The sequence below is a fragment of the Lactobacillus sp. M0396 genome (assembly GCF_016101625.1).
GTDB lineage: Bacteria > Bacillota > Bacilli > Lactobacillales > Lactobacillaceae > Lactobacillus > Lactobacillus huangpiensis.
The window spans coordinates 174833-199158 of sequence record NZ_JACFQE010000003.1 but is presented as its reverse complement, the minus strand read 5'-3'; the positions used below and the strand labels follow the sequence as shown (position 1 = coordinate 199158).

37 protein-coding genes are annotated in these 24326 nt (G+C 37.8%); 1 reads left to right on the top strand and 36 read right to left on the bottom strand.

Translation table 11 applies throughout. The annotated features are described in order from the left end of the window. Positions 1 to 2: 2 nt before the first annotated feature. The 34 genes from H3T43_RS05085 to rpsL all read right to left on the bottom strand — a co-directional run bounded on the left by H3T43_RS05085 (position 3) and on the right by rpsL (position 19058). Complete coding sequence (locus H3T43_RS05085; protein ID WP_198213060.1) at positions 3 to 848, bottom strand: energy-coupling factor transporter ATPase; 846 nt, start codon at positions 846 to 848, stop codon at positions 3 to 5. Further along, positions 824 to 1675: an energy-coupling factor ABC transporter ATP-binding protein gene (locus H3T43_RS05080; RefSeq protein ID WP_198213058.1), complete on the bottom strand. Its 852-nt coding sequence runs from the start codon at positions 1673 to 1675 to the stop codon at positions 824 to 826. Before H3T43_RS05080 ends, H3T43_RS05085 begins: the two co-directional genes overlap by 25 nt. A 317-nt stretch (positions 1676 to 1992) precedes the next feature. Next, positions 1993 to 2376 carry a 50S ribosomal protein L17 gene (gene rplQ, locus H3T43_RS05075; protein ID WP_034980401.1) on the bottom strand — a complete coding sequence of 128 codons (384 nt, stop codon included), beginning with the start codon at positions 2374 to 2376 and terminating at the stop codon, positions 1993 to 1995. 25 nt (positions 2377 to 2401) lie between these two features. Beyond that, positions 2402 to 3340, bottom strand: coding sequence for a DNA-directed RNA polymerase subunit alpha (locus H3T43_RS05070; RefSeq protein WP_198213056.1), 939 nt, complete (start codon positions 3338 to 3340; stop codon positions 2402 to 2404). 45 nt (positions 3341 to 3385) lie between these two features. Further along, positions 3386 to 3769 (bottom strand): 30S ribosomal protein S11, encoded by a 384-nt coding sequence (rpsK, locus tag H3T43_RS05065; protein ID WP_034980403.1) that lies wholly within the window; start codon positions 3767 to 3769, stop codon positions 3386 to 3388. Positions 3770 to 3791: 22 nt separating this feature from the next. Next, positions 3792 to 4142 (bottom strand): 30S ribosomal protein S13, encoded by a 351-nt coding sequence (rpsM, locus tag H3T43_RS05060; protein ID WP_034980405.1) that lies wholly within the window; start codon positions 4140 to 4142, stop codon positions 3792 to 3794. A 20-nt stretch (positions 4143 to 4162) separates the two neighbouring features. Beyond that, complete coding sequence (rpmJ, locus tag H3T43_RS05055; protein ID WP_006729432.1) at positions 4163 to 4279, bottom strand: 50S ribosomal protein L36; 117 nt, start codon at positions 4277 to 4279, stop codon at positions 4163 to 4165. Positions 4280 to 4293: 14 nt separating this feature from the next. Beyond that, positions 4294 to 4515, bottom strand: coding sequence for a translation initiation factor IF-1 (gene infA / locus H3T43_RS05050; RefSeq protein WP_034980408.1), 222 nt, complete (start codon positions 4513 to 4515; stop codon positions 4294 to 4296). A gap of 65 nt (positions 4516 to 4580) precedes the next feature. Further along, a complete protein-coding gene (locus H3T43_RS05045; RefSeq protein WP_045928448.1) occupies positions 4581 to 5237 on the bottom strand; it encodes an adenylate kinase in 657 nt (218 codons plus the stop codon). A gap of 10 nt (positions 5238 to 5247) precedes the next feature. Further along, positions 5248 to 6543: a preprotein translocase subunit SecY gene (gene secY / locus H3T43_RS05040; RefSeq protein ID WP_198213054.1), complete on the bottom strand. Its 1296-nt coding sequence runs from the start codon at positions 6541 to 6543 to the stop codon at positions 5248 to 5250. Next, the gene (gene rplO, locus H3T43_RS05035) at positions 6543 to 6983 is read right to left on the bottom strand and encodes a 50S ribosomal protein L15 (protein WP_198213052.1); all 441 of its coding nucleotides are present in this window, start codon (positions 6981 to 6983) and stop codon (positions 6543 to 6545) included. Before rplO ends, secY begins: the two co-directional genes overlap by 1 nt. Before the next feature lie 23 nt (positions 6984 to 7006). After that, positions 7007 to 7192, bottom strand: a complete 186-nt coding sequence (gene rpmD / locus H3T43_RS05030; RefSeq protein ID WP_034980417.1) for a 50S ribosomal protein L30 — start codon at positions 7190 to 7192, stop codon at positions 7007 to 7009. Between the two features lie 13 nt (positions 7193 to 7205). Next, positions 7206 to 7712 carry a 30S ribosomal protein S5 gene (rpsE, locus tag H3T43_RS05025; RefSeq protein ID WP_034980420.1) on the bottom strand — a complete coding sequence of 169 codons (507 nt, stop codon included), beginning with the start codon at positions 7710 to 7712 and terminating at the stop codon, positions 7206 to 7208. A 16-nt stretch (positions 7713 to 7728) separates the two neighbouring features. Next, positions 7729 to 8088: a 50S ribosomal protein L18 gene (gene rplR / locus H3T43_RS05020; RefSeq protein ID WP_034980422.1), complete on the bottom strand. Its 360-nt coding sequence runs from the start codon at positions 8086 to 8088 to the stop codon at positions 7729 to 7731. A 24-nt stretch (positions 8089 to 8112) separates the two neighbouring features. Next, complete coding sequence (rplF, locus tag H3T43_RS05015) at positions 8113 to 8643, bottom strand: 50S ribosomal protein L6 (RefSeq protein ID WP_198213050.1); 531 nt, start codon at positions 8641 to 8643, stop codon at positions 8113 to 8115. A gap of 24 nt (positions 8644 to 8667) precedes the next feature. Continuing rightward, positions 8668 to 9066: a 30S ribosomal protein S8 gene (rpsH, locus tag H3T43_RS05010; protein ID WP_034980428.1), complete on the bottom strand. Its 399-nt coding sequence runs from the start codon at positions 9064 to 9066 to the stop codon at positions 8668 to 8670. Between the two features lie 22 nt (positions 9067 to 9088). Then, the gene (locus H3T43_RS05005; protein WP_034980430.1) at positions 9089 to 9274 is read right to left on the bottom strand and encodes a type Z 30S ribosomal protein S14; all 186 of its coding nucleotides are present in this window, start codon (positions 9272 to 9274) and stop codon (positions 9089 to 9091) included. Positions 9275 to 9286: 12 nt separating this feature from the next. Continuing rightward, entirely contained in the window at positions 9287 to 9829 is a 543-nt protein-coding gene (gene rplE / locus H3T43_RS05000; protein ID WP_034980431.1) for a 50S ribosomal protein L5, read from the bottom strand. A gap of 17 nt (positions 9830 to 9846) precedes the next feature. After that, positions 9847 to 10107: a 50S ribosomal protein L24 gene (rplX, locus tag H3T43_RS04995; RefSeq protein WP_034980434.1), complete on the bottom strand. Its 261-nt coding sequence runs from the start codon at positions 10105 to 10107 to the stop codon at positions 9847 to 9849. A 16-nt stretch (positions 10108 to 10123) separates the two neighbouring features. Next, positions 10124 to 10492 carry a 50S ribosomal protein L14 gene (gene rplN, locus H3T43_RS04990; RefSeq protein ID WP_034980437.1) on the bottom strand — a complete coding sequence of 123 codons (369 nt, stop codon included), beginning with the start codon at positions 10490 to 10492 and terminating at the stop codon, positions 10124 to 10126. A 32-nt stretch (positions 10493 to 10524) separates the two neighbouring features. Continuing rightward, positions 10525 to 10791 (bottom strand): 30S ribosomal protein S17, encoded by a 267-nt coding sequence (rpsQ, locus tag H3T43_RS04985; protein WP_034980439.1) that lies wholly within the window; start codon positions 10789 to 10791, stop codon positions 10525 to 10527. 18 nt (positions 10792 to 10809) lie between these two features. Further along, the gene (gene rpmC / locus H3T43_RS04980) at positions 10810 to 11007 is read right to left on the bottom strand and encodes a 50S ribosomal protein L29 (protein WP_034980443.1); all 198 of its coding nucleotides are present in this window, start codon (positions 11005 to 11007) and stop codon (positions 10810 to 10812) included. Next, the gene (gene rplP / locus H3T43_RS04975) at positions 10997 to 11437 is read right to left on the bottom strand and encodes a 50S ribosomal protein L16 (protein WP_034980447.1); all 441 of its coding nucleotides are present in this window, start codon (positions 11435 to 11437) and stop codon (positions 10997 to 10999) included. The genes rpmC and rplP overlap by 11 nt, the downstream gene beginning before the upstream one ends. Continuing rightward, positions 11437 to 12108 (bottom strand): 30S ribosomal protein S3, encoded by a 672-nt coding sequence (gene rpsC / locus H3T43_RS04970; RefSeq protein ID WP_034980450.1) that lies wholly within the window; start codon positions 12106 to 12108, stop codon positions 11437 to 11439. Before rpsC ends, rplP begins: the two co-directional genes overlap by 1 nt. Before the next feature lie 13 nt (positions 12109 to 12121). Beyond that, positions 12122 to 12475, bottom strand: coding sequence for a 50S ribosomal protein L22 (gene rplV, locus H3T43_RS04965; RefSeq protein WP_034980453.1), 354 nt, complete (start codon positions 12473 to 12475; stop codon positions 12122 to 12124). Positions 12476 to 12494: 19 nt separating this feature from the next. After that, positions 12495 to 12776, bottom strand: coding sequence for a 30S ribosomal protein S19 (gene rpsS / locus H3T43_RS04960; protein WP_034980456.1), 282 nt, complete (start codon positions 12774 to 12776; stop codon positions 12495 to 12497). Positions 12777 to 12794: 18 nt separating this feature from the next. Beyond that, positions 12795 to 13631 (bottom strand): 50S ribosomal protein L2, encoded by an 837-nt coding sequence (gene rplB, locus H3T43_RS04955; protein ID WP_034980459.1) that lies wholly within the window; start codon positions 13629 to 13631, stop codon positions 12795 to 12797. Positions 13632 to 13646: 15 nt separating this feature from the next. Further along, positions 13647 to 13958 (bottom strand): 50S ribosomal protein L23, encoded by a 312-nt coding sequence (gene rplW, locus H3T43_RS04950; RefSeq protein ID WP_034980462.1) that lies wholly within the window; start codon positions 13956 to 13958, stop codon positions 13647 to 13649. Beyond that, entirely contained in the window at positions 13955 to 14587 is a 633-nt protein-coding gene (gene rplD, locus H3T43_RS04945) for a 50S ribosomal protein L4 (protein WP_198213048.1), read from the bottom strand. Before rplD ends, rplW begins: the two co-directional genes overlap by 4 nt. Positions 14588 to 14601: 14 nt before the next feature. Continuing rightward, a complete protein-coding gene (rplC, locus tag H3T43_RS04940; protein ID WP_034980468.1) occupies positions 14602 to 15231 on the bottom strand; it encodes a 50S ribosomal protein L3 in 630 nt (209 codons plus the stop codon). Positions 15232 to 15255: 24 nt separating this feature from the next. Next, entirely contained in the window at positions 15256 to 15564 is a 309-nt protein-coding gene (gene rpsJ, locus H3T43_RS04935; protein ID WP_045928455.1) for a 30S ribosomal protein S10, read from the bottom strand. Between the two features lie 483 nt (positions 15565 to 16047). Continuing rightward, a complete protein-coding gene (gene fusA / locus H3T43_RS04930) occupies positions 16048 to 18141 on the bottom strand; it encodes an elongation factor G (RefSeq protein ID WP_034980473.1) in 2094 nt (697 codons plus the stop codon). Between the two features lie 24 nt (positions 18142 to 18165). Then, positions 18166 to 18636 (bottom strand): 30S ribosomal protein S7, encoded by a 471-nt coding sequence (gene rpsG, locus H3T43_RS04925; protein WP_034980476.1) that lies wholly within the window; start codon positions 18634 to 18636, stop codon positions 18166 to 18168. 14 nt (positions 18637 to 18650) lie between these two features. Next, positions 18651 to 19058: a 30S ribosomal protein S12 gene (gene rpsL / locus H3T43_RS04920; RefSeq protein WP_034980479.1), complete on the bottom strand. Its 408-nt coding sequence runs from the start codon at positions 19056 to 19058 to the stop codon at positions 18651 to 18653. Positions 19059 to 19244: 186 nt separating this feature from the next. Here rpsL and H3T43_RS04915 point away from each other — a divergent pair, with 186 nt between their 5' ends. Next, entirely contained in the window at positions 19245 to 19934 is a 690-nt protein-coding gene (locus tag H3T43_RS04915) for an A24 family peptidase (protein WP_198213046.1), read from the top strand. Between the two features lie 71 nt (positions 19935 to 20005). Here the strand turns inward: H3T43_RS04915 and H3T43_RS04910 are convergent, their stop codons facing one another. Together H3T43_RS04910 and rpoC are read right to left on the bottom strand one after the other, a co-directional pair. Beyond that, entirely contained in the window at positions 20006 to 20518 is a 513-nt protein-coding gene (locus H3T43_RS04910; protein ID WP_198213044.1) for an ECF transporter S component, read from the bottom strand. Positions 20519 to 20654: 136 nt separating this feature from the next. Then, complete coding sequence (gene rpoC / locus H3T43_RS04905; RefSeq protein ID WP_198213042.1) at positions 20655 to 24314, bottom strand: DNA-directed RNA polymerase subunit beta'; 3660 nt, start codon at positions 24312 to 24314, stop codon at positions 20655 to 20657. Positions 24315 to 24326: the final 12 nt, after the last annotated feature.

The window sequence follows — 24326 nt, the reverse complement described above, 5'->3', positions numbered from 1 at the left end:
AATCACCCCTTCAAATTATCTTCTATTTCTTTTACTAAACTATTTATATTTAATGGCATTTTTGTAAATTTATAATTAGTTAATTTAGCTGCAAACAAAGAAGCTTTGGGTTCTTCAAGGTGATGCTCTTGCAACCACTTACGATTTTTAAAAATTTCTGTAGGTGTGTCTTGCTTAATAAGTTTACCTTGTTCCATAATTAAAACATTATCAGCATATTTAGCCACATCATCCATATTATGGGTAACTAAAATTACCGTATGTCCGTCTTTTTGGTAATCAGAAAAAAGTGCCATCATTTGTTTACGTGCTTCTGGATCAAGTCCAGCTGCTGGCTCATCCAAACAAAGGATATCTGGTTCATATGCCATTACCCCTGCTATTGCCACTCTCCTCATTTGTCCACCAGAAAGCTCAAATGGTGACCTTTTGCCAATTTCTTCAGATAAACCCACTTTTTTTAGCCAATATTTAGCACTTTCAAGAGCTTTTTTATTGTCATAACCAAAATTTTTAGGACCAAAGGCAATGTCATCTAAAACTGTATTTTCAAACAATTGCGTTTCAGGAAACTGAAAAACCAAACTTACATGTCTTCTTAAATCTTTTAAATTTTTATTTGTAGTTTCTGGTGTTATAGTTGTGCCAGCTATTTCTATTTTTCCTGTTGCAGGTTTAATAAGAGCATTAAAATGCTGCATAAGAGTCGATTTTCCACTCCCAGTATGTCCAATTATTGCATTAAAAGAACCATCTTTTAACTCAAATGAAACATTATCTAAACCTTTTTTTGCCATAGGAGTTTCGGGAGAATAAATGTAGCTTACATTTTTGAATTTAATTGACATAAATAATTAATCAACTCTTTTTCCGAATCTAACTTATCAGGTAATTTTATAGCATCTTGCTGCAATTTTTCTTTAATTTGCTCAAAGAAGGGCACATCTAAGCCTATGCTTTTAAGAAGACTAACCTGACTAAAAACTGTTTTAGTACTTCCTTGTGTAATTAATTTACCATCATTCATTACTAAAACTTGATCAGCCATATTAGCTTCATCAATATCATGAGTAATAGAAATTACAGTCAAGTCATACTTATCTTTCATATCTTGAACAATTGATAATATTTGATTTCTTCCTTCAGGATCGAGCATTGAAGTAGCTTCGTCTAACACAATTATTTTGGGTTTAATAGCTAATATACCAGCAATAGCCACTCTTTGTTTCTGACCACCGGATAAATTTGCAGGCTCAGAGTTGGCATATTCACTCATTCCAACGGCTTTAATTGCTTCCGGAACTATTTTAACCATTTCTGAATGAGGAATGCCACGATTTTCTAAACCAAATGCAACATCATCAGCCACTGTTGCTCCAACAAATTGATTATCAGGATTTTGAAAGACAATACCTACTCTATTGCGAACTTCCCAAACTGTATCGTCCGTTAATTTTATTCCATCTACTTCGATTAAAGGGTTTCCGCTTTCATCAGGTACCAGCAAGCCATTAATTAGGCGGATAATTGTTGATTTACCACTACCATTATGACCAATAATTGAGGTCCATGAACCCCGTTTCACATTGAAACTAATATTGTCTATAGCGGGAGTGTCTGACTCTGGATACGAAAAACTTACATTTTTTATTTTAATAATATTATCATTTGCCATACTCTTACCGTCCTAAAAGTCTGATTCAATTGTACCAAAAATATGGACAATTCTGAATACTGAATGGCACCTTTGCACATCAAAATTATCAGCTACTAAATCAACCAAGTTTATTTAATTCAGAGTCAACTTTAAATATTTTTAAGACATTATCTTATGGTTTTAATACTAAAGCAGAATTAAAAAAGCAAAAAAAATCACCCATGAGGAGGGATAATATAATTATCTAAGCTAGACTAAACTTTCGTCATCATCTTAACGCTTATTCTCACTCTCACGGATAATTCTTAATAGCTATTAAGTTTTGATTATTTGAATTAAACTAATTCTAAAATAACCATTGGAGCTGCATCACCCTTACGAGCTGTAGCAAGCTTCATAATTCTGGTGTATCCACCATTTCTATCTTTGTAACGCGGTGCAATATCGCTAAAAAGCTTTTGCAAAGCTGATTTAACAACAACTGCATCTTTTTCTTCATGAATATCTGCAACCTCATCACGAACAAAGGCAGCTGCTCTTCTTCTTGCAGCCAAATCTCCGCGTTTGCCTAAAGTAATCATCTTTTCGGCGGTTTTGCGAACTTCTTTAGCACGAGCTTCAGTAGTAGTAATGCGTTCCTTCATGATTAATTGAGTAGTCATTTCTCTCAGCATTGCTTTTCTATGTGCACTGTCGCGACCCAATTTACGGTATGCCATCAGTTTACCTCCTTTATTTTTTAAATTAATCTTCTTGACGCAATGATAGTCCCAAGTCAGCTAATTTATTTTTAACTTCTTCCAACGATTTACGTCCTAAATTACGTACACGCATCATATCTGCTTCTGTTTTGTCAGTTAGTTCTTGCAGTGTATTAATACCGGCACGTTTAAGACAATTGTACGAACGAACAGAAAGATCAAGCTCTTCAATTGTCATCTCAAGCTTCTTTTCAGCTGTATCGTCCTCTTTTTCAACCATTACATCATTGAATTTAGTATTTGCATCAGCAGTTTCAAACACTTTAAAGTGTGCAACTAATATTTTTGCTGCGAAACTGAGGGCATCGTTAGGCTTGATTGAACCATCTGTCCAAATCTCTAAAGTGAGCTTGTCAAAATCGTCTCTTTTACCAACACGAGCTGATTCAACCTGGTAATTGACCTTCTTTATTGGAGAAAATAAGGAATCAACAGGAATAACCCCAATTGGCATATCCTCACTCTTGTTGTCACTTGCTGCAACATAGCCGCGACCATTTTTAACAGCAATTTGCATGTGCAAGTGTCCACCGTCAGCAATAGTACAAATATATTGATCAGGATTCAGAATTTGAATATCTGCGTCAGCTTTAAGATCATCGGCGGTTACAGTAGCCGGACCCTCTACGTCAATTTCAATAATCTTTTGTTCATCTGAAAAAGACTTTAATTCAAGTTTCTTAAGGTTCAGGATTATCTTAGCGACATCTTCTCTTACGCCTGGAACGGTTGAGAATTCGTGTAAGACATCATCTATTTGAACGTAAACAAGTCCTGTACCTGGGATAGATGTCAGTAAAACTCTACGTAATGAGTTACCTAAAGTAGTACCAAAGCCTCGTTCAAGTGGTTCAATAACAAATTTACCATAAGACTTTTCTTGGTCCACAACGGTAATATTTGGTTTTTCAAATTCAATCATTACTAGGCCCCTTTCAAAACGCAATGTCCTTCAATAAGAACAAAATTAAACACGACGACGTTTTGGTGGTCTAGAACCATTGTGAGGAACTGGAGTAACATCGCGAATAGCGGTGATTTCAAGTCCAGTCGCTTGTAGCGATCTAATAGCAGATTCACGGCCAGCACCAGGACCCTTAACAGAAACTTCTACATGTTTCATGCCCTGATCCATTGCACTCTTGGCTGCTGCTTCGGCTGCCATTTGTGCTGCAAATGGTGTAGACTTACGACTACCTTTAAAGCCTAATGCACCAGCTGAAGACCAAGCAATTGCATTGCCTTGAACGTCAGTAATCATGACTAAAGTATTGTTAAACGTAGAATGAATATGAGCAACGCCTTTTTCAACGTGCTTCTTCACACGGCGTTTACGTGCTGTTTTAGGCATCAATAAACCTCCTTAAAAATTTTTATTTATTTTTCTTGCTACCCTTGCGTGTACGGGCATTATTCTTGGTATTTTGTCCGCGAACTGGAAGTCCTCTACGGTGACGAATACCACGGTAAGAACCAATATCAATTAACCGCTTGATGTTCATGCTTACTTCTCTACGTAAGTCACCTTCAACACGGTATTTATCAACTTCTGCACGAAGCTTCTCTTGGTCATCTGGAGTCAAATCTTTTGAACGTATGTCTTCAGAAACACCAGCATCCGCACAAATCTTTTGTGCTGTTGGTTCACCAATTCCATAAATATATGTTAATGCAACAACTATTCTTTTATCTCTTGGTAAGTCAACACCAGCAATACGTGCCATAAATTGCACCTCCTATTATTTTAACCTTGACGTTGCTTGTGCTTTGGATTTGCAGAGCAAATAACCATTACACGACCATTTCTTTTAATTATCTTACAATGTTCACACATTGGTTTAACAGATGGTCTAACCTTCATGTTTCCCTCCGTTATTACTTTATAAATCGATAAGTTATTCTACCTTTAGTTAAATCATAAGGAGAAAGTTCAACAGTAACACGGTCTCCAGGCAAAATTCGAATATAATGCATCCTAATCTTACCGGAAACATGTGCTAAAATCACAGCTCCATTTTCCAATTCAACTTTAAACATAGCATTAGGCAGGGTATCAACAACCTTACCCTTCACTTCTATGACATCATCTTTTGCCAAAGCCGTTCCTCCGCATTTAAACAGTCATACTTTGAAATTATAACACGGAAAAGTAAATATACAAATTATTGCTTTTTACTTAAAACCGCATCAACGTTCTTAAAAACTTCTTCAGGCGTTTGTTCACCATTTACAACAGCTAACAAACCTTTTTTCTCGTAAAAGTCTTTCAGCGGTGTGTTCATCTTTTCGTTTACTTCTAAACGATTTTTTACTACTTCAGGTTTGTCATCTTCACGTTGGTAAAATTCATGCCCACCACAACGATCACAAGTATCCTTAACTTTAGGCATCTTTGTAATTTTATTATATGTTGCACCACAGTTTTTACACATAAAACGTGCTGATAAACGTTTTATCAAAGTTTCTTCTTTAACTTCGAGTGAAATTACATTTGTTAATTGCTTATTCATGCGCTTAGCAATATCTTCGAAAAGTTCCGCTTGAACAATTGTCCGGGGAAAACCATCTAAAATATACCCTTCATTAATATCGGGCTGACCTAAACGTTCTTCAACTAACTTGGCAGTAACTTCATCTGGTACCAAATTACCTTTATCAATGTAACTTTTGGCTTCAAGACCAACTTTAGTCTCATTAGCCATTGCTTCTCTAAACATATCCCCAGTTGAGATATGAGTTAGATGGTATTTGTCGACAATTTGTTCTGATACCGTACCTTTGCCAGCACCAGGCAAACCTAAAAGAAATATATTAATCATTTATCCGTTCCTATCTGATGAATCCAACGTATTCTCTCTTCATTAACAATCCGTTAATTTGACGAGATAGTTCCAAGACGACACCAATAACGATTAAAAGACTGGTACCGCCTAATCCAATTGAACTTGGTAAATCCCAAAAATTAGTAGCAAGTTGTGGCAATAATGCTACAAGTCCTAAAAATACAGAACCTACAGTTGATAATCTAATTAAGACCTTTGATACGTAATCTTGTGTATCTTTGCCGGGCCAAACACTCGGAATGTACGCACCTTGTTTTTGCAAATTCTTAGCCAGCTTCTCAGGATTAACCTGAACAAAAGCGTAGAAGAACGTAAACAAGATGATTAAAACTGTATAGATTATGACTCCCGGTGTAGTTTGCATACTAAATATGTTGGTCATTATTTTATACCATTGTTGGTCACCCTGAGATTTCTGAAAGGCCATCAAAATTGTTGCCGGTGTAATAATAAATGAACTAGCAAAAATGACTGGAATAACGCCAGAAACATTAACCTTTAATGGCAAAAAACTTTCAGAGCCACTAATAGTTGCCCGTCTTGTGTATTGTATTGGAATCCGGCGATCTGCCTGTTCTACCCATGTAACTAATTGAGTTACGATAAGTATTGCAATGATAATCGCGATGAAGAACAAAATCCCTTGCCAACGATCACTAGCATTATTATTGATAACTCCATCTTTATAAAGTTGCCACAAGCCACGGGGTAACCGAGCTATAATACCAGCAAAAATAATTACTGAAACTCCGTTGCCTAAACCTTTATCAGTAATCTCATCACCAAGCCAAGTCAAAAGCATCGTTCCTGCCGTCATAATTATTGCAATTTCACCATAAGACTGCCAATTCTGTGACTTAACTAGACCCATTTGTGTTAGTGCATTGAAGCCAATTGTAATTCCGAGACTTTGAATTAATGCCACAAACAAAGCAAGCCAACGAGTTATGTTATTAGTCTTACGGCGTCCAACTTCACCTTGCTTACCCCACTCTACCAATGTAGGTACAATATCCATCTGCAACAATTGAATAACAATTTGCGCGGTTATATAAGGGGAAACACCTAATGAGAAAATTGAATAATTATCTAGTCCACCACCAGAAACAGTATCCAGCATTGGAACTAAACCAGTTTGTGCAACTTGAGTAATCGCTTTTGCGTTGACACCTGGAACAGTAATATTCGCTCCAATTCGGTATATCAAAAGAATAAAGAGTGTAAAATAAATTTTATTTCTTATTTCTTTATCCTTAAAGGCGTTCTTCAAGGTCGAAAACATTAGATCACCTCAACAGATCCGCCAGCAGACTCTACTGCTTTTTTAGCAGCGGCGGAAACTTTGTTAATCTTTACGTTTAATTTAACTTTTAACTCACCTTCAGCAAGCAATTTAACGCCTGATAATTCTTTCTTTACCAAGCCTTTTTCCTTGAGATTGGCAACAGTAACTTCGCTGCCCTCCTTAAACTTGTTCAAGTCATCTAAGTTAATGATTGCATACTCCTTGCGGTTAACGTTCTTAAATCCACGTTTTGGCATGGTTCTGAATAATGGCATTTGACCACCTTCAAAACCTAGACGGGTATGACCGCCTTGACGAGACAATTGTCCCTTTTGGCCACGTCCAGAAGTTTTTCCAAAACCACTTGAAGTACCACGACCAACACGTTTTCTTGTATTGCGTGACCCCTCAGCAGCATGTAATTCATGAAGCTTCATTAATTTGGCACCTCCTCAATTAACTATTTATTAATTTCTTCAACTGAAATCAGGTGGGCGATTTTCATTAATGCCCCACGAGTTGCAGCATTGTCTGGTAAAGTAGCTGTACTATTAATCCTACCTAAACCAAGAGCTTTCACAACTTTTCTTTGGTCAGGCAGACGGTGTGCAGCACTTCTAATTAAAGTAACTTTTAATTCAGTCATTTATCCAGTCTCCCTAATCTAGTTCAGCGTGACGAAGCTTTTCAACATCTTCACTTGTTCTAAGTTTCTTCAATCCATCTATTGTCGCACGAACAACATTAATAGGAGTATTAGAACCAAGTGATTTAGAAGTAACATCCGCAATACCAGCCATATCCATAACGATACGAACGGCACCACCAGCAGCAACACCTGAACCAGCTGGAGCAGGTTTGATCATAATACTGCCTGAGCCATAATGACCGATTACTTCATGAGGAATAGTAGTACCAACCTTAGGAACCTTGATCATATTCTTTTTACCAGCTTCAACGGCCTTACGGATTGCTTCTGGAACTTCTTGAGCTTTACCAGTACCAAAGCCTACACGACCTTTTTTGTCGCCAACAATTACCAGAGCAGCAAATCTCATTCGTTGACCACCTTTGACAACCTTGGTGACACGATTAATTGCTACTAACTGATCTTCAATGTCGTCTTTATTTCTGCGATTATTGCGAGAATCGTTGCGGTTTGCCATGTATTTATCTCCTTTCCTAGAACTCTAATCCGTTTTCACGAGCGGCGTCTGCCAATGCTGAAATACGGCCGTGGTATAAATAACCACTTCTATCAAACACTACGCTAGTAATGTTTTTCGCTTTGGCTGCTTCGGCAATACCTTTACCAACAGCTTGAGCTTGTTCTACTTTAGTCTGATCTTTAGATACAGAATCGTCTAAAGTTGAGGCACTTGCTAGCGTTACACCCGCTACGTCATCAATTAATTGAGCGTAGATGTTTTTGTTTGAACGGAAAACGCTTAAGCGTGGGCGCTCAGCAGTACCAGAAATTTTGCTACGAATACGTTTATGACGCTTTAAGCGCAATTTGTTCTTATCTGGTTTTGAAATCACAATTTCACCTCAAAAATTTATTTACTATTTACCAGTTTTACCTTCCTTACGACGTACATATTCATCAGTATAACGAATACCCTTACCTTTATAAGGTTCTGGTGGACGTACATCGCGAATTTCAGCAGCAAATTGTCCAACATTTTGCTTAGAAATTCCTTCTACTTCAATATCAGTTGCAGAAGTAGTTTTTACTGACACACCTTCTGGTGCAGTCATTACAACTGGGTGAGAATAACCAACATTCAAAGTCAATTTGTTACCTTGTGCTGTAGCACGATAACCAACACCAATTAATTTTAATGTCTTCTTGTAACCATCAACTACACCTTCAACCATTGAAGCTAAATTGGCTCTTTCAGTTCCATGAAGTGCTTTATCACTTTCACTTGAACGAGAAAAGTTAATCTTACCATCTTCTTGTTTAAATGTAATTTTTGGATCAAAATATCTGGTTAGTTCACCCTTAGGTCCTTTAACAGTGATATTGTCACCTTTTTTAGTAACAGTGACACTATCAGGGACTTCAATTGTTTTTAAACCGATACGGCTCATTGATTGCTCTCCTTTCTGTCAGAATTACCAAACATAGGCGATAACTTCGCCACCAACATCTTTTTGTCTTGCTTCTTTATCAGTTATCACACCTGCAGAAGTAGAGACGATGGCGATACCTAAGCCATTAAGTACTTTAGGTAAATTTTCAGCGCTAACATAATTTCTAAGACCTGGCTTAGAAATTCTCTTTAAACCCGAAATGACACGTTCTCCATCAGGACCATATTTCAAGAAAATCTTAATCATACCCTGTTTATTGTCATCGGTAACTTCGTAATCACGGATGAAGCCTTCGCGTTTCAAAATTTCTGAAATAGATTTTTTAATGTTTGATGCAGGAACTTCAACAGAATTATGTTTTGCCATGTTAGCATTTCTAATTCTAGTCAAGTAGTCTGCGATCGGATCTGTCATGACCATTTATGCTATCCTCCAATCCGTATTACCAACTAGCCTTTTTCAGGCCTGGGATTTGACCTTTGTGAGCTAAATCTTTCAAGCAAATACGGCATAAGCCAAACTTACGATAGACGGAGCGTGGACGACCACATCTCTCGCAACGTGTATATTCACGTGAAGAAAATTTAGCAGGACGATGATTTCTAATTTTTTGTGATGTCTTAGCCATTAATGTCCTCCATTATTTTGCAAACGGCATACCAAATTGACCTAGAAGCTCGCGAGCTTCTTCATCTGTATTGGCAGTAGTAACGATAACAACATCTAAACCCCTAGTTCTATTAACCTTATCAAAGTCAATCTCTGGGAAAATCAATTGTTCCTTAATACCTAAAGTGTAGTTACCACGACCATCAAATGAACGGCTTGATACACCGCGGAAGTCGCGAACACGAGGAAGTGAAACACTGATTAACTTATATAAGAAATCGTACATTCTATCTCCTCTAAGTGTTACCTTAGCACCGATAGACATACCCTCACGCAAGCGGAAATTAGCAATTGACTTTTTAGCTTTGGTAACCAATGGTTTTTGACCTGAGATTAAAGTCAATTCTTCTACAGCTTCGTCTAAGTTTTTAGCATTAGAAACAGCATCTCCAACACCCATGTTCAAAACTATTTTTTCAATCTTTGGTACTTGCATAACTGAGCTGTAATCAAACTTTTCTTGCAATGCAGGAACAATTTTTTCTTTATATTCTTGAGCTAAATAATTTGCCATTTGTGTCCTCCCTTCTACTACTTAGTTTCTTCTTTTTTGTCATTAGTTTTGCCTTCTGACTTAGCAATGACCTTAACGTTTGATGCATGAATTGAACCTTCAGATTCAACTACACCACCATTAGCGTTAGTCTGAGAAGGTTTTTGATGTTTCTTGATCTTATTAACGCCTTTAACAACTACACGGTTTTTCTTAACGTTAACGGATAAAACAATACCTTCTTTACCTTTGTCTTTTCCGGTAATAACTTTTACTTTGTCACCAGTTTTAACAAACATCAGTGCACCTCACTTATTATAAGACTTCAGGAGCAAGAGAGACGATTTTCATAAAGTCGTGCTCACGTAGCTCACGTGCAACAGGCCCAAAGATACGAGTACCGCGTGGGCTCTTATCTGCATTGATAACTACACCAGCATTTTCATCAAATTTGATGTATGATCCGTCTTCACGACGTGCGCCTGATTTTGTTCTAACAATGACGGCCTTGACAACGTCACCTTTTTTGACAACGCCACCTGGTGTTGCTTGTTTAACAGTTGCAACCACAATATCACCAATGTTACCAGTCTTACGTCTTGATCCACCCAAGACTCTAATAACTAAAAGTTCTCTGGCACCTGAGTTATCAGCAACCTTCAAACGGGATTCATTTTGAATCACTATATAATCCTCCCCTCACTAAATCCGCAAAATTAAACAGATTTTTTAACAATTTTAACTAAACGAAAGCGCTTTGTACGAGATAATGGACGAGTTTCCATGATACGAACAGTATCGCCAACTTTAGCTTCATTTTTATCATCTTGTGCGTAGTATTTCTTTGAATATCTAATACGCTTCTTATAAACAGGGTGATTCTTATAAGTATCAACAACTACAGTGATAGTCTTGTCATTCTTATCAGAAATTACTTGGCCTTGATATACGTGACGATGATTTCTTTCGATTGATTCGCTCAAGTTAATAACTCCCTTCCACTAATCTTTTTCCAATGCTTTTTCGCTAAGAATTGTTTTAATTCTAGCAATATTTTTACGAACTTTGCCTAGGCGAGCGGTATTTTCTAATTGACCCGTTGCTTGTTGAAAACGCAAATTAAAGAGTTCTTCTTTATATTGCTTTTCCTTATCTAACATTTGATCAGTGGTTAATGCTCTGATATCTTTAGCCTTCATTAGAATTGCCACCTACTTCCGAACTTTTAGTCACAAATTTACATTTAATTGGTAACTTAGTTGCAGCAAGTCTTAATGCTTCACGAGCTGTTGTTTCACTAACGCCACCAATTTCAAACATAATCTTTTCTCTCTTAACTACAGCTACCCAGCCTGCAGGTGCACCTTTACCAGAACCCATACGTACACCAACACCTTTAGCAGTGTATGACTTTTGAGGAAAAATTCTAATCCAAACCTTACCGCCACGCTTCATGTAACGAGTCATTGCAACACGAGCAGCTTCGATTTGTTGTGTAGTAATCCAGTGAGATTCAAGGGCTTGTAATCCATATTCACCAAAGGCAATAGTTTTACCACCCTTAGCAGCACCACGCATCTTACCACGAAACTCACGACGGTGTTTTACCCTTTTTGGTACTAGAGGCATTATTTGTTTCCTCCCTTCGCAGCTTTTTCGGGCTTCTTACTTTTAGAAGGTAAGATTTCACCCCGGTTAATCCATACTTGAACACCAATTTCACCATATGTAGTGTAGGCATTTACCCAAGCATAATCAATATCAGCTCTTAAAGTTTGTAATGGAACACGACCTTCTGTGTGCCATTCTCTTCTTGCCATGTCAGCACCGTTTAAACGACCAGATGTTTGTACTCTGATTCCCTTAGCACCGGCACGCATAGTTCTTTGAGTAGCTTGACGAGTAGCACGTCTAAAAGCAATACGAGCTTCAAGTTGACTAGCGATACTTTCAGCTACCAATTTGGCATCAAGATCTGGTTTCTTGATTTCAACAATATTAACGTGGACTTGCTTCTTAGTCAAAGCATTTAATTCTTTTCTCAATGCTTCAACTTCAGAACCACCTTTACCAATTACCATACCTGGTTTAGAAGTATTTATTGATACGTTGATTCTATTAGCTGCACGTTCAATTTCAACAGTAGAAACAGAGGCATTCTTCAACTTCTTATCAATGAATTTTCTGATACGCAGGTCTTCATTTAAGGTTTCTTTGTATCCTCTGTCAGCATACCATTTAGATTCCCAGTCACGAATTACGCCGAGACGAAAACCATTTGGGTTAATTTTCTGACCCATTAATATACCTCCCTTAATCGTTCTTTTCTGACACTACTACAACTACATGACTAGTTCTCTTATTAATAGGAGAAGCCATACCTTTGGCACGTGGTCTAAATCTCTTTAAAGTTGCTCCTTCATTTACGTATGCTTCAGATACATAAAGATTGGCACTTTCAAGATCGTAATTGTGTTCTGCATTTGCAATTGCTGAGCGTAAAACTTTTTCAACGATTGGGGAAGCAGCTCTAGGTGTGAATTGCAAGATGGCCAATGCTTCAGCAACGTCTTTGCCACGAATCAAATCAACAACTAAACGTGCTTTTCTTGGAGCAATACGAACTGTTCTTGCTTCCGCCCTAGCTGAACTAACTTGTTCTGCCATTTAAGTGTTTCTCCTTTCTTTATTTTGCAGTAGCCTTGTCATCAGATGTCTTATGTCCACGGAAAGTTCTCGTTGGAACAAATTCACCTAACTTATGACCAACCATATCCTCAGTAATATATACTGGAACATGCTTTCTACCATCGTAAACAGCTATAGTCAAACCAACAAAAGAAGGAAAAATAGTTGAACGACGTGACCAAGTTTTAATAACCTGTTTTTTATCTGTATCTGCCTGTGCATCAACTTTCTTTAATAAGGATGCATCAGCAAAAGGCCCTTTTTTAATACTACGGCTCATTAAATTACCCTCCTTCTATTATTTGCTACCTTTACGGTGACGAACAATTAGCTTCTCACTGGCTCTCTTACTATTTCTAGTCTTGATACCACGAGCTTTCTTGCCCCATGGAGTCATTGGTTGTGGACGACCTACAGGAGCTTTACCTTCACCACCACCATGTGGGTGATCGTTAGGGTTCATTACAGAACCACGAGATTGTGGACGTCTGCCTAACCAGCGACTACGTCCAGCTTTACCTAATTGAATTAATGAATGTTGTTCATTACCAACAACACCAATAGTTGCACGACAAACTGATAAAATCTTACGAACTTCACCACTTTGTAATTTAACTAAAGTATATTTACCATCATTACCCAAAACTTGAGCACTGGCCCCAGCACTTCTAACAAGCTGACCACCTTTACCAGGTCTTAATTCAATATTGTGAATTGATGTACCAGTTGGAATGTTCTTTAATGGTAAAGCGTTTCCTGGCTTAATATCTGCATTTGCACCGGATTCTACCACATCACCAACCGTTAAACCTTTAGGTGCTAAGATATAAGCCTTAATACCATCAGTATAGTGAAGAAGCGCAATGTTAGCAGTTCTGTTTGGATCGTATTCGATTGCCTTAACTACGGCTTTAGCGTTATCTTTATTGCGTTTAAAATCAATAATACGGTACTTTTGCTTATGTCCACCACCACGGTGTCTGCTAGTAATATGACCATAAGAGTTACGACCTGCAGTGTGTGATTGTGACTCAAGTAAAGTACGCTCTGGCTTGCTCTTAGTAATTTCAGCAAAGTCAGAAGTAGTCATATTACGGCGACCATTTGTGGTTGGCTTATAAATTTTAATAGCCAATTGACTGACCTCCTATTACTTATTTTCTTCTTTATTATCGTTATCGTCTTTGAAAATTTTGATGTCATTTGAATCTTCAGTTAAGGTGACGATTGCTTTACGTGTCCGAGCAGTTTTACCTGAATAACGACCAACACGCTTATCCTTACCACGGACATTCATGATATTAACTTTTTTGACCTTAACATCAAAAATTTCTTCAACAGCATCACGAACTTGAGTCTTGGTTGCAGTTAAAAGCACGTTGAAAGTGTATTTCTTATCATCCATTAAGTTCGTTGACTTTTCAGTAATGACAGGTCTTAAAATGATATCGTGTGCACTCATTTCGTCGAAGCCCCCTCAACATTCTTTTCTATCTTTTCAATAGCTTCTTTTGTCAAGATTAATTTGTCATAGTTGACAACATCTTCTACATTCAAGCCATTTGCAGTGATAACCTTAACTTTTGTCAAATTCCTAGCTGAGTATTGAATATTTTTATCTTCAGAAACAACTAAAACTTTGCCTTCAACCTTTAAGTCGTCCAAGATTGACTTAAACTCTTTTGTTTTAGGAGCTGACATAGTCAATTGATCTAAAACAATCAAATCTTTATCAATCAATTTTTGGGAAAGAACAGACTTGATAGCCAAGCGCCGTTGCTTTCTTGGCATTGAGTATGCATAAGAACGTGGAGTTGGTCCAAAAACAACACCACCGCCGCGCCATTGTGGTGAACGGATAGACCCTTGACGAGCACGTCCAGTACCCTTTTGTTTCCAAGGCTTCTTACCTCCACCGCGAACAGCAGATCTATTTTTAACCTTCGAGGTTCCTTGACGTCTGCCAGCTCTTTGTCTGATAATTGCGTCAAAAACTACGCTTTCATTTGGTTTAATACCAAATACTTCATCATTTAAAGTAACTTCACCAGCATCTTTGCCTTTTTGATCAATAACTTTTAAATTAGCCATTCTAGTCCTCCTTCCTATTTATTATTTTTTACAGCAGATCTAACAGTAAGCAATGAATTCTTAGCGCCAGGAACATTGCCTTTAATTAACAAAACATTCTTATCTGCTACAACTTTTTCAATTACTAAGTTTTCAATGGTAACTTTCTTCATTCCCATGTGACCTGGCAGACGTTTGCCTTTAGGCACACGGTTAATGATTGAACCCATTGAACCAGGAATTCTATGGTATCTTGAACCGTGAGTTTCTGGTCCACGTGATTGGCCCCAACGTTTAATGTTACCTTGGTATCCATGACCTCTTGTAGTACCAGTGACGTCAACTACGTCACCTTCCTTAAATGTGTCCACAGTAACTTCTGAGCCGACTTCGTAGTCCTTAAGCTCAACTCCGCGGATTTCACGTATGAAGCGCTTAGGCGAAGTCTTTGCTTTTGCAGCATGACCTTTTTCTGGTTTGTTGCTCAAAACTTCACGCTTATCTTGATATCCTAATTGAACTGCTTCGTAGCCGTCTGACTCAACTGTCTTAACTTGCATAACTACGTTAGGCGTTGCTTCAACAACAGTTACAGGCACGAGGATACCATCTTTAGTGAAGATTTGGGTCATACCAACTTTTCTTCCTAAGATTCCTTTGGTCATGATTACACCTCTTTCTTTTTAAAATTAAAGTTTAATTTCGATGTCAACACCGCTTGGTAAATCAAGCTTCATTAAAGAGTCAACAGTTTTAGGTGTTGGATTTAAAATATCGATTAACCGCTTATGCGTACGAATTTCAAATTGTTCACGTGAATCTTTGTTCTTGTGTGGTGAACGTAAAACAGTGAACAATACCCTTTCTGTTGGCAATGGAACTGGACCTGAAATCTCAGCTCCAGTTCTCTTTGCAGTAGCTACAATTTTAGCAGCTGATTCATCGAGAATACCATGTTCGTATGACTTAAGTCTGATACGAATTGATTGACTTGCCATTAAATTACCTCCTCAACGTCTTCTTTAAAAGATGACTAGCTTCCACAAAAATTACCGGCACTACCTCTGTGGCAATGCAGCCTGGTGTGCCGCAACCTTTTGTATCAATGCTTTACAACAAAATGCGCTTTAGGGCAGAATAATCCCTAGACGCACAAAAAATAGTATAACCGTTTTAAGCTTAATTATCAAGGATTAAAGGAACTTTTTTCATCTTTTAGAACGGAAAAATACAATTTTTATACTTTTTTAAATAAAATCCGAAATTTTATGTTTAAGAAGTCTACTACAAACAGAAAAATTTTCAAATAATTTATTCAGAAACGAAATTTTTGATTGTTATACTTTTTTTACGTAATTTCATAATTTTGAGAACAATATTTTCTTATGGTGAAATTTTTGATAAAAAAAGAGCCACTGGCTTTACCAATAGCTCGATTTTTATAGTTAATAACTTGTTTTTATATTATTAATTATTGAAAATTATTCAGCGTTACCGCCACGTTTTTTGATGATATCCTCTTGAATAGACTTAGGAGTTGGTGAGTAATGATCAAAGACCATCGTAAATGTACCACGGCCTTGAGTTGAAGAACGTAAGGTGGTAGCATAACCAAACATTTCTGCCAGAGGAACCATTGAATTCAACACTTTAGCGCCGGCACGATCTTGCATGTTATCCATTGTACCACGACGAGCAGTAATTGAACCCATTACGTCACCTAAGTAATCTTCAGGTGTGATAACTTGAACCTTCATAATAGGTTCAAGGATAACTGCACCAGCCTTAGGAGCAGCATTTCTCAATGCCAATGATGCAGCAACTTTGAAGGCAGCTTCAGAAGAGTCGACTTCGTGGTAACTACCGTCATAAAGTTTAGCTTTTACATCAATCAGTGGGTAACCTGCCAAGATGCCGTTCTTCATAGATTCTTGCAAACCAGCATCAACAGCAGGGATAAATTCACGAGGAACAACACCACCAACAATGGCGTCTTCAAATTCGTAACCTTTTCCTCTTTCATTTGGTGTAAATTCAATCCAAACGTCACCATATTGACCTTTACCACCTGATTGACGCACAAATTTACCTTGTGCTTTAGCAGGCTTAGTGAAGGTTTCACGGTAAGCAACTTGTGGTTCACCAATCTTAGCTTCAACGTGGAATTCACGCTTCATACGTTCAACCATGATTTGCAGGTGTAATTCACCCATTCCGGAAATCAAAGTTTGACCTGTTTCAGCGTTTGTTTCTGCTCTAAAGGTTGGATCCTCTTCAGTTAATTTTTGCAAAGCAACATCAAGTTTGTCACGGTCAGCTTTTGATTCTGGCTCAATTGAAACTTGAATAACCGGATCTGGAACTTCCAAACTTTCCAAAATTAATGGGTGATCAGGATCAGTTAGTGAATCACCGGTAGTAGTATTCTTTAAACCGATAGCACCAGCAATATCACCGGAGAATACTTCAGAAATTTCACTTCGTGAGTTAGCATGCATTTGCAACAAACGACCAACACGTTCACGACTATTCTTAGAAGCATTCAAAACATATGAACCTGATTCAAGTGAACCAGTGTAAACACGAATATAAGTCAAACGACCAACAAATGGATCAGTAGCAATCTTAAACGCCAAAGCGGAAAATGGCTTTTCATCTCCAGCAACTAATTCAACTTCTTCACCAGTTTTTGGATCATGAGCAACATAAGGCTTAACATCTAACGGAGATGGTAAGTAATCAACAACACCATCAAGCATCATCTGTACACCCTTGTTCTTAAAAGCTGAGCCTGCAAATACAGGGAAAATCTTCAAGTCCAATGTAGCTTTACGAATAGCAGCTTTTAATTCATCAACGGAAATCTCATCACCATTAAGGTATTTTTCCATGATGTCATCATCAACATCAGCTACTTGTTCAATTAATTCGGAGCGACGTTTTTCAGCTTCTTCTTTGTATTCATCAGGAACAGGAATAGTATCCCATTTGGAGCCAAGCTTATCTTCATCATAAACATCAGCTACCATGTCAAGTAAGTCAATAACACCTTCAAAGCTTTCAGCAGAACCAATTGGCATTTGCACAGCTAGAGCATTGGCATTTAAACGTTCGTGCAAAGACTTAACAGATTTGTCAAAGTCTGCTCCAATCTTATCCATTTTGTTTACAAAAACAATTCGAGGAACACCGTAAGTTTCAGCCTGGCGCCAAACATTTTCAGTTTGAGGTTCCACACCAGCTTGAGCGTCAAGAACAGTTACGGCACCATCGAGAACACGCAAGGAACGTTCAACTTCGATAGTGAAGTCAACGTGTCCAGGGGTATCGATAATGTTAATTCTGTAATCTTTCCATTGTGCAGTAGTAGCTGCAGAAGTAATAGTGATACCACGTTCTTTTTCTTCATCCATCCAGTCCATTTGTGAATCACCCTCATGGGTTTCACCAATTTTATGGATCTTACCAGTGTAATAAAGAATACGCTCTGTTGTGGTAGTCTTACCCGCATCAATGTGGGCCATAATACCAATGTTACGTGTTTTTTCTAATGGAAATTCACGCTTATTAGCCATAGATTTTTTCCTTTCCCTAAAAAATTAGAAACGATAGTGTGCAAATGCACGGTTAGCTTCAGCCATACGGTGAACATCTTCACGCTTTTTAACAGCTGAGCCAGTATTGTTTGAAGCATCAATAATTTCGTTAGCCAAGCGTTCATCCATAGTATGTTCATTACGTAAACGAGCGTAAGAAACTAACCATCTTAAACCTAAAGTAGTTCTTCTTTCAGGACGAACTTCAACTGGAATCTGATAGTTTGAACCACCAATACGGCGAGCTCTAACTTCCAAAACAGGCATAATATTATTCATAGCTTCTTCAAAAACATCAAGTGGTTCTTTGCCGGTCTTTTCTTTAACAATGTCAAAAGCATCATAAAGAATGGATGAAGCCTTAGCTCTTTTACCATCGATCATTAAGTGGTTGATCAACTTAGTTACAAGCTTTGAATTATATACTGGATCCGCTAAAATATCTCTTTTAGCTACATGTCCTTTTCTAGGCATTATTTAACTCCTCCTTAATCTTTCTTGGCACCGTATTTGGAACGTCCTTGCTTTCTGCCTTCAACACCAGCAGTATCAAGAGCACCACGAATAATATGGTAACGAACACCAGGAAGGTCCTTTACACGACCACCACGAATTAACACAACAGAGTGTTCCTGTAAATTATGGCCTTCACCTGGAATATAAGCAGTTACTTCAATCAGGTTAGAAAGACGAACACGAGCATACTTCCGCAAAGCTGAGTTTGGCTTCTTTGGTGTCATAGTGCCGACACGAGTTGCAACTCCACGCATTTGGGGCGCTGGGTTAGCTACTAATTCTTTCTTCATACTGTTGTAGCCATAGCTTAAAGCTGGTGACTTTGATTTAGTCGTCTTAGTATGACGGCCTTTTCTTACCAATTGGTTAATGGTTGGCATTAAATTTTCCTCCTAAAAAAATTCATTATTTTGTTCACACATCCAGGAGTTTCTTTTTTAAGTCCCAGATAATCATCAAAATACACATTGACTATTGTACTCGCTTGTCGCAAAAAAGCAAATTATTTTTACTAATTGAAAAGCAGATGATATTTTTTGCGTATTTGATTTAAGCGAGGTAAACATATGAAATGGATTTTTGGAATCAGCAATTTTTTGATTGGTACATGCCTAGCTTCTCATGCATGTGTAATTATCGAAAGACTCGGCAAAGAAGACTTTATCTTCAGCCGCTCAAAATGCACTAATTGTAATCAACAACTGTGCTTGTTAGATGAAATACCTTTAATTTCCTATTTAATACTTAAAGGTCGTTGCCGTTATTGTAAAATTCACATCCCCTGTGAATATTTTTTAACAGAATTTTTAGGCGGTTTCGCTTTTTATAAAATTGATTTTAGCAGCATACATGATATTTGTACGGCGATTGTTTTGTTTAGTCTTCTACTAGCTGCTATCAGCGATTATCAGGTCCAGGAATTCGATATTACACTGGTACTGCCTGCACTTATTATTTCGCTTCAACATATAATGAATAATTTTTATAGAATTAGCACTACTGATCTCATAGAATTTTTACCTATTTTTTTGTTTTTTCTTTTTGAGACAGTTAGAAAAAAATGTGGTAGTGGAGACTTAATAGTCTACCTAATCTTATCTTTCTACTTTAACTCCCAATTCGCCAATTTAACTTTTTTAACTGCTTCAATAGCTCTGCTTATTGTTTTTTTAGGCAGTAAAATGAGCAAAAAGGAGCCAGTTGCTTTTATTCCTTTTATTTATATTGGATTAATCATTCAACTTTTGTGCAAATAAAAAGCTGGGATCCATAGAAAATGAGATAGCAGCTTTTATAAACTAGTAAAAATAATTTTATCATGTAAGTATTAGTTGTATCTTGCCATCAGGTTTTGAAAACTAGGCAGCAGTACTATGGCTATAACAACTCCGACTACTCCTTGAATTGTATTGGTAAAAAGACTGGCAAGTCCTGCAGCCCAAGTATAAAGAACTGTATTAGTGATAAAATAGCCACCTACCATAAAGAATACTCCTATAGCTCCGGCGACAGCACCTTTGACTAATTGATTTTTTAAATTCCAGTATTTAAAGACTAAACCAACAAAAAAACCTTCTAAACCATGGACAACAAGAGAAAATAACATGAACTGCCCATATCCACCAAGAAGATCAAGTAAAAATCCAGAAAGACCTCCAACTATACCTCCGGCCATTGGACCGTATAAAAGCGCCACTATATAAATAATTGCATCACATAAATTAATATTTCCATGAGTCAAGGGCATAGGAATAATAAAAATTCGACTAACCACGACGTTAATCGCTGTTAGTAATGCCAATAATACAAGTCTTTTTAAAGAAAAATCATTTTCTCTCAACTTCTACATCCCCCCTCATAATTTTTCTGATTATAACATTTTCTAATAAAAATATCACTAATAATTCATAAAATTTCAAGCAAAAAAACTGTCCCGTTAGAAATTTCTAACGGAACAGTTTTTTAATTAAATTAGATTATGATTCCTTAGCTTGGTCTGCTTCCTTCATCTTTTTCTCAATATCAGCAATTGAATAAACAGATTTAGGTTTCTTTACATCTGACTCAGGTTCCATATCACGATAAATCGGAAGACCAGTACCAGCTGGAATTATCTTACCAATAATAACATTTTCTTTTAATCCAAGTAGCGGATCATTCTTTCCTCTGATAGAAGCATCAGTTAGAACACGAGTTGTTTCCTGGAAGGAAGCGGCTGACAAGAAACTGTTGGTTTCAAGAGCGGCTTTAGTAATACCCAAAATTACACTTTGTGCAGTTGCAGGAATACCACCAGAAATAATCACAGCCTTGTTACGTTCCTTAAACTGATTGATATCCATTACCTCACCAGGTAAAAGATCAGTTTCTCCAGGATCGAGTACACGAACTTTTTGCAACATTTGTCTAGTTAATACTTCAACGTGCTTATCAGAAATATCAACACCTTGCATCCTGTATGCTTTTTGGACTTCGACCAAAATATACTCTTCAGTAGTTAATGTATCAGTAACCTGAATTAATTCTTTCGGATCAATAGATCCAAGAGTCAACTTGTCACCGCGATGAACTTCGTCACCCTCAGCAACAGCTACCGAAGCAGTATAAGGCACGCTGTAACTTCTAGTATCGATCTTACCCTTAACAGTAATTTCACGAGTATGTTCAGCAGGATTTTCCTGAATTGAATCAATTACTCCATCTACTTCAGAAATTATCGCACGACCCTTAGGATTACGAGCTTCAAACAATTCCTGCACACGAGGAAGACCTTGCGTAATATCTTCAGCACCGGCAACACCACCATTGTGGAAAGTACGTAAAGTAAGCTGAGTACCAGGCTCACCAATAGATTGAGCAGCAACTGTACCAACTGCTTCACCAACTTCGACTTCTTCTCCAGTGGCAAGGTTCATACCGTAACACTTGCGACAAACTCCATGTGGTGTATCACAAGTTAGGATCGAACGGATCTTCACGTTAGTTACACCAGCATCACAAATCTGGTGTGCTAAGTTTTCATCCATCATGACATTGCGACCAACAATTGTAGCACCAGTCTTTGGATCCTTCACTGTTTCGGCAGTAAAGCGACCAAGTAAACGATCATAGAGCGGTTCAATTAATTCGTCACCCTCCATAATTGCATGAACATTAATGCCACGGTCAGTCCCACAGTCATCATCACGAATAATAACATCCTGTGCAACGTCTACTAGACGACGAGTCAAGTAGCCAGACTGAGCAGTCTTCAAGGCGGTATCGGTCATTCCCTTACGAGCACCATGAGTAGACATGAATAATTCTAGAACTGACAAACCTTCCTTAAAGTTAGAAGTAACTGGAATTTCGAACAATCCACCGTTTGGTGTAGCCATCAAGCCACGCATACCGGCAAGTTGTGTAAAGTTGGAAATGTTACCACGAGCTCCTGAATCGGCCATGATAGTAATAGGATTACGTGGGTCATAAATCTGGGCAATTTCATCTTGAACCTGATCTTTACAATCATTCCAAATGCTAATTACCCGGTCGTGTCTCTCATCTTCAGTGATTAAACCACGTCTAAACTGTTTAGACACAACATCAACTTGTTTATGGGCTTTAGCAACTTTTTCATCTTTATCTTGAATTTCAGGAACATCAGTCATGCCGATTGTAATACCAGAAGTAGTTGAACTGGTATAACCTAAAGTCTTTAAGTCATCAAGATATTCAGACGTTCTTTGAACCTTATAATATTTATAAATTGTAGCAATTGAATCAGACAGGAATGATTTCTTAAAAGGTGTAGAAATCAAATCACTTGCGACACTATCAATTTTTTCATGAATATCTTCGCCCGGTTCCAAGAAATACTTGGAAGCAAGTGGGTTATTTAAATTTTCCTCAGTTGGCTCATTAACATAGAAATAATCGTCTGGGAAAATCTGATTGAAGATGATTCGACCATAAGTAGTGACAAAAATACCATGTTCATAACCTTTTGGCCATGCCTTTTCTGGCATCGAGTCAGCTGACATTCCAATAATGGTGTGATAATGAATGTCACCATTATTATATGCAACGGTTGCTTCATCAGGTGAGTTGAAAATCATTCCTTCACCTTCACGACCCTTTTCAGCTTGAGTTAACCAATAATTACCCAAAACTATATCTTGAGATGGAGTAACAATTGGCTTGCCGTCCTTAGGAGCCAAAATATGGTGAGCGGCCAGCATTAGCATCCGTGATTCAGCAACAGCTTCGTCAGACAGTGGCACGTGGATAGCCATCTGATCACCATCAAAGTCGGCATTGTAAGCCTCACAGGCAAGAGGGTGCAGACGAATAGATTTGCCCGGCACTAAAACAGGTTCAAAAGCTTGGATACTCAATCGGTGTAAAGTAGGAGCCCGGTTTAATAATACCGTTCTTTCCTTAATCACGTCTTCAAGTACATCCCAGACATCATCATCTTCACGATCAATTTTACGCTTAGCGCTCTTAATATTTGTAGCTATCTTACGTTTAACCAGTTCGTGCATTACAAATGGTTTGAACAATTCGAGAGCCATCGGACGAGGAACACCACATTGATAGAACTTAAGCTTTGGTGAAACGTCAATAACTGAACGACCTGAATAGTCAACACGCTTACCTAATAAGTTTTGACGGAAACGTCCCTGCTTACCTTTAAGCATGTGTGATAAAGATTTAAGTGGACGATTACCTGGTCCAACTACAGAACGACCACGACGACCATTATCAATCAATGCATCAACGGCTTCTTGCAACATCCGTTTTTCATTTTGCACAATGATATTAGGAGCATTTAAGTCAAGTAATCTCTTTAACCTGTTGTTACGGTTTATAACACGCCGGTATAAGTCGTTTAAATCAGAGGTTGCAAACCGACCACCTTCTAGTTGGACCATTGGTCTTAAATCTGGTGGTATAACCGGAACAGCATCAATAACCATCCATTCTGGCTTGTTACCGGAATCTTTAAAGGCATCAAGAATATCAAGTCTTCTGATTGCCCGAGTCCGTTTTTGACCTGTTGCAGTTTCTAATTCTTTCTTTAAATCGGTAACTTCTTTATTTAAATCTACCTTACGGAGCAAATCACGAATTGCCTCAGCACCCATTTTTGCAGTAAAACGATTGCCATATTTTGCTTTTTGCTCACGATATTCAGCTTCAGTCAAAAGCTGTTTAAATTCAAGGTCAGTATCGCCTGGATCAATTACAATATAAGCCGCAAAATAGATAACTTCTTCAAGAAGCCTGGGAGAAATATCCAAAATAAGTCCCATTCTTGATGGAATACCTTTAAAGTACCAAATATGAGTAACTGGGGCAGCCAATTCAATATGACCCATTCGCTCTCTTCTAACTTTAGAGGAGGTAACTTCAACACCACAGCGATCACAAACAATGCCACGGTATCTCACACCCTTATATTTACCACATGCACATGACCAATCTTTAGTCGGTCCAAAAATTCGTTCGTCAAACAAACCGTCTTTTTCTGGTTTTAAAGTACGGTAATTAATAGTTTCTGGCTTTTTGACTTCACCGTATGACCAGCTACGAATTTTATTCGGAGAGGCAAGACCAATTTGCATGCTTTCAAATTTATTTACGTCGATCAAAAGTTTAACCTC

Coding starts and splice junctions, on each gene's coding strand:
- secY (WP_198213054.1), bottom strand. CDS start 6,543: ATGTTTTCGACCTTGAAGAACGCCTTTAAGGATAAAGAAATAAGAAAT.
- H3T43_RS05085 (WP_198213060.1), bottom strand. CDS start 848: ATGTCAATTAAATTCAAAAATGTAAGCTACATTTATTCTCCCGAAACT.
- rplO (WP_198213052.1), bottom strand. CDS start 6,983: ATGAAGCTTCATGAATTACATGCTGCTGAGGGGTCACGCAATACAAGA.
- rplW (WP_034980462.1), bottom strand. CDS start 13,958: ATGAGTGCACACGATATCATTTTAAGACCTGTCATTACTGAAAAGTCA.
- rpsE (WP_034980420.1), bottom strand. CDS start 7,712: ATGGCAAACCGCAACGATTCTCGCAATAATCGCAGAAATAAAGACGAC.
- rplQ (WP_034980401.1), bottom strand. CDS start 2,376: ATGGCATACCGTAAATTGGGTCGCGACAGTGCACATAGAAAAGCAATG.
- rplE (WP_034980431.1), bottom strand. CDS start 9,829: ATGGCAAATTATTTAGCTCAAGAATATAAAGAAAAAATTGTTCCTGCA.
- rplP (WP_034980447.1), bottom strand. CDS start 11,437: ATGCCTCTAGTACCAAAAAGGGTAAAACACCGTCGTGAGTTTCGTGGT.
- rplC (WP_034980468.1), bottom strand. CDS start 15,231: ATGACCAAAGGAATCTTAGGAAGAAAAGTTGGTATGACCCAAATCTTC.
- H3T43_RS04915 (WP_198213046.1), top strand. CDS start 19,245: ATGAAATGGATTTTTGGAATCAGCAATTTTTTGATTGGTACATGCCTA.
- H3T43_RS05070 (WP_198213056.1), bottom strand. CDS start 3,340: ATGATTGAATTTGAAAAACCAAATATTACCGTTGTGGACCAAGAAAAG.
- rpmJ (WP_006729432.1), bottom strand. CDS start 4,279: ATGAAGGTTAGACCATCTGTTAAACCAATGTGTGAACATTGTAAGATA.
- H3T43_RS05080 (WP_198213058.1), bottom strand. CDS start 1,675: ATGGCAAATGATAATATTATTAAAATAAAAAATGTAAGTTTTTCGTAT.
- rpsG (WP_034980476.1), bottom strand. CDS start 18,636: ATGCCTAGAAAAGGACATGTAGCTAAAAGAGATATTTTAGCGGATCCA.
- rpsL (WP_034980479.1), bottom strand. CDS start 19,058: ATGCCAACCATTAACCAATTGGTAAGAAAAGGCCGTCATACTAAGACG.
- rpsM (WP_034980405.1), bottom strand. CDS start 4,142: ATGGCACGTATTGCTGGTGTTGACTTACCAAGAGATAAAAGAATAGTT.
- fusA (WP_034980473.1), bottom strand. CDS start 18,141: ATGGCTAATAAGCGTGAATTTCCATTAGAAAAAACACGTAACATTGGT.
- rplV (WP_034980453.1), bottom strand. CDS start 12,475: ATGGCAGAACAAGTTAGTTCAGCTAGGGCGGAAGCAAGAACAGTTCGT.
- rpmD (WP_034980417.1), bottom strand. CDS start 7,192: ATGACTGAATTAAAAGTTACTTTAATTAGAAGTGCTGCACACCGTCTG.
- rpsH (WP_034980428.1), bottom strand. CDS start 9,066: ATGGTCATGACAGATCCGATCGCAGACTACTTGACTAGAATTAGAAAT.
- H3T43_RS05045 (WP_045928448.1), bottom strand. CDS start 5,237: ATGATTAATATATTTCTTTTAGGTTTGCCTGGTGCTGGCAAAGGTACG.
- rpsJ (WP_045928455.1), bottom strand. CDS start 15,564: ATGGCAAGTCAATCAATTCGTATCAGACTTAAGTCATACGAACATGGT.
- H3T43_RS05005 (WP_034980430.1), bottom strand. CDS start 9,274: ATGGCTAAGACATCACAAAAAATTAGAAATCATCGTCCTGCTAAATTT.
- rpsK (WP_034980403.1), bottom strand. CDS start 3,769: ATGCCTAAAACAGCACGTAAACGCCGTGTGAAGAAGCACGTTGAAAAA.
- rpmC (WP_034980443.1), bottom strand. CDS start 11,007: ATGAAGGCTAAAGATATCAGAGCATTAACCACTGATCAAATGTTAGAT.
- rplD (WP_198213048.1), bottom strand. CDS start 14,587: ATGGCTAATTTAAAAGTTATTGATCAAAAAGGCAAAGATGCTGGTGAA.
- rplF (WP_198213050.1), bottom strand. CDS start 8,643: ATGAGCCGTATCGGTTTAAAAACAATTGAAGTCCCTGATAGTGTCACT.
- rpsC (WP_034980450.1), bottom strand. CDS start 12,108: ATGGGTCAGAAAATTAACCCAAATGGTTTTCGTCTCGGCGTAATTCGT.
- rplX (WP_034980434.1), bottom strand. CDS start 10,107: ATGTTTGTTAAAACTGGTGACAAAGTAAAAGTTATTACCGGAAAAGAC.
- rpsS (WP_034980456.1), bottom strand. CDS start 12,776: ATGAGCCGTAGTATTAAAAAAGGGCCTTTTGCTGATGCATCCTTATTA.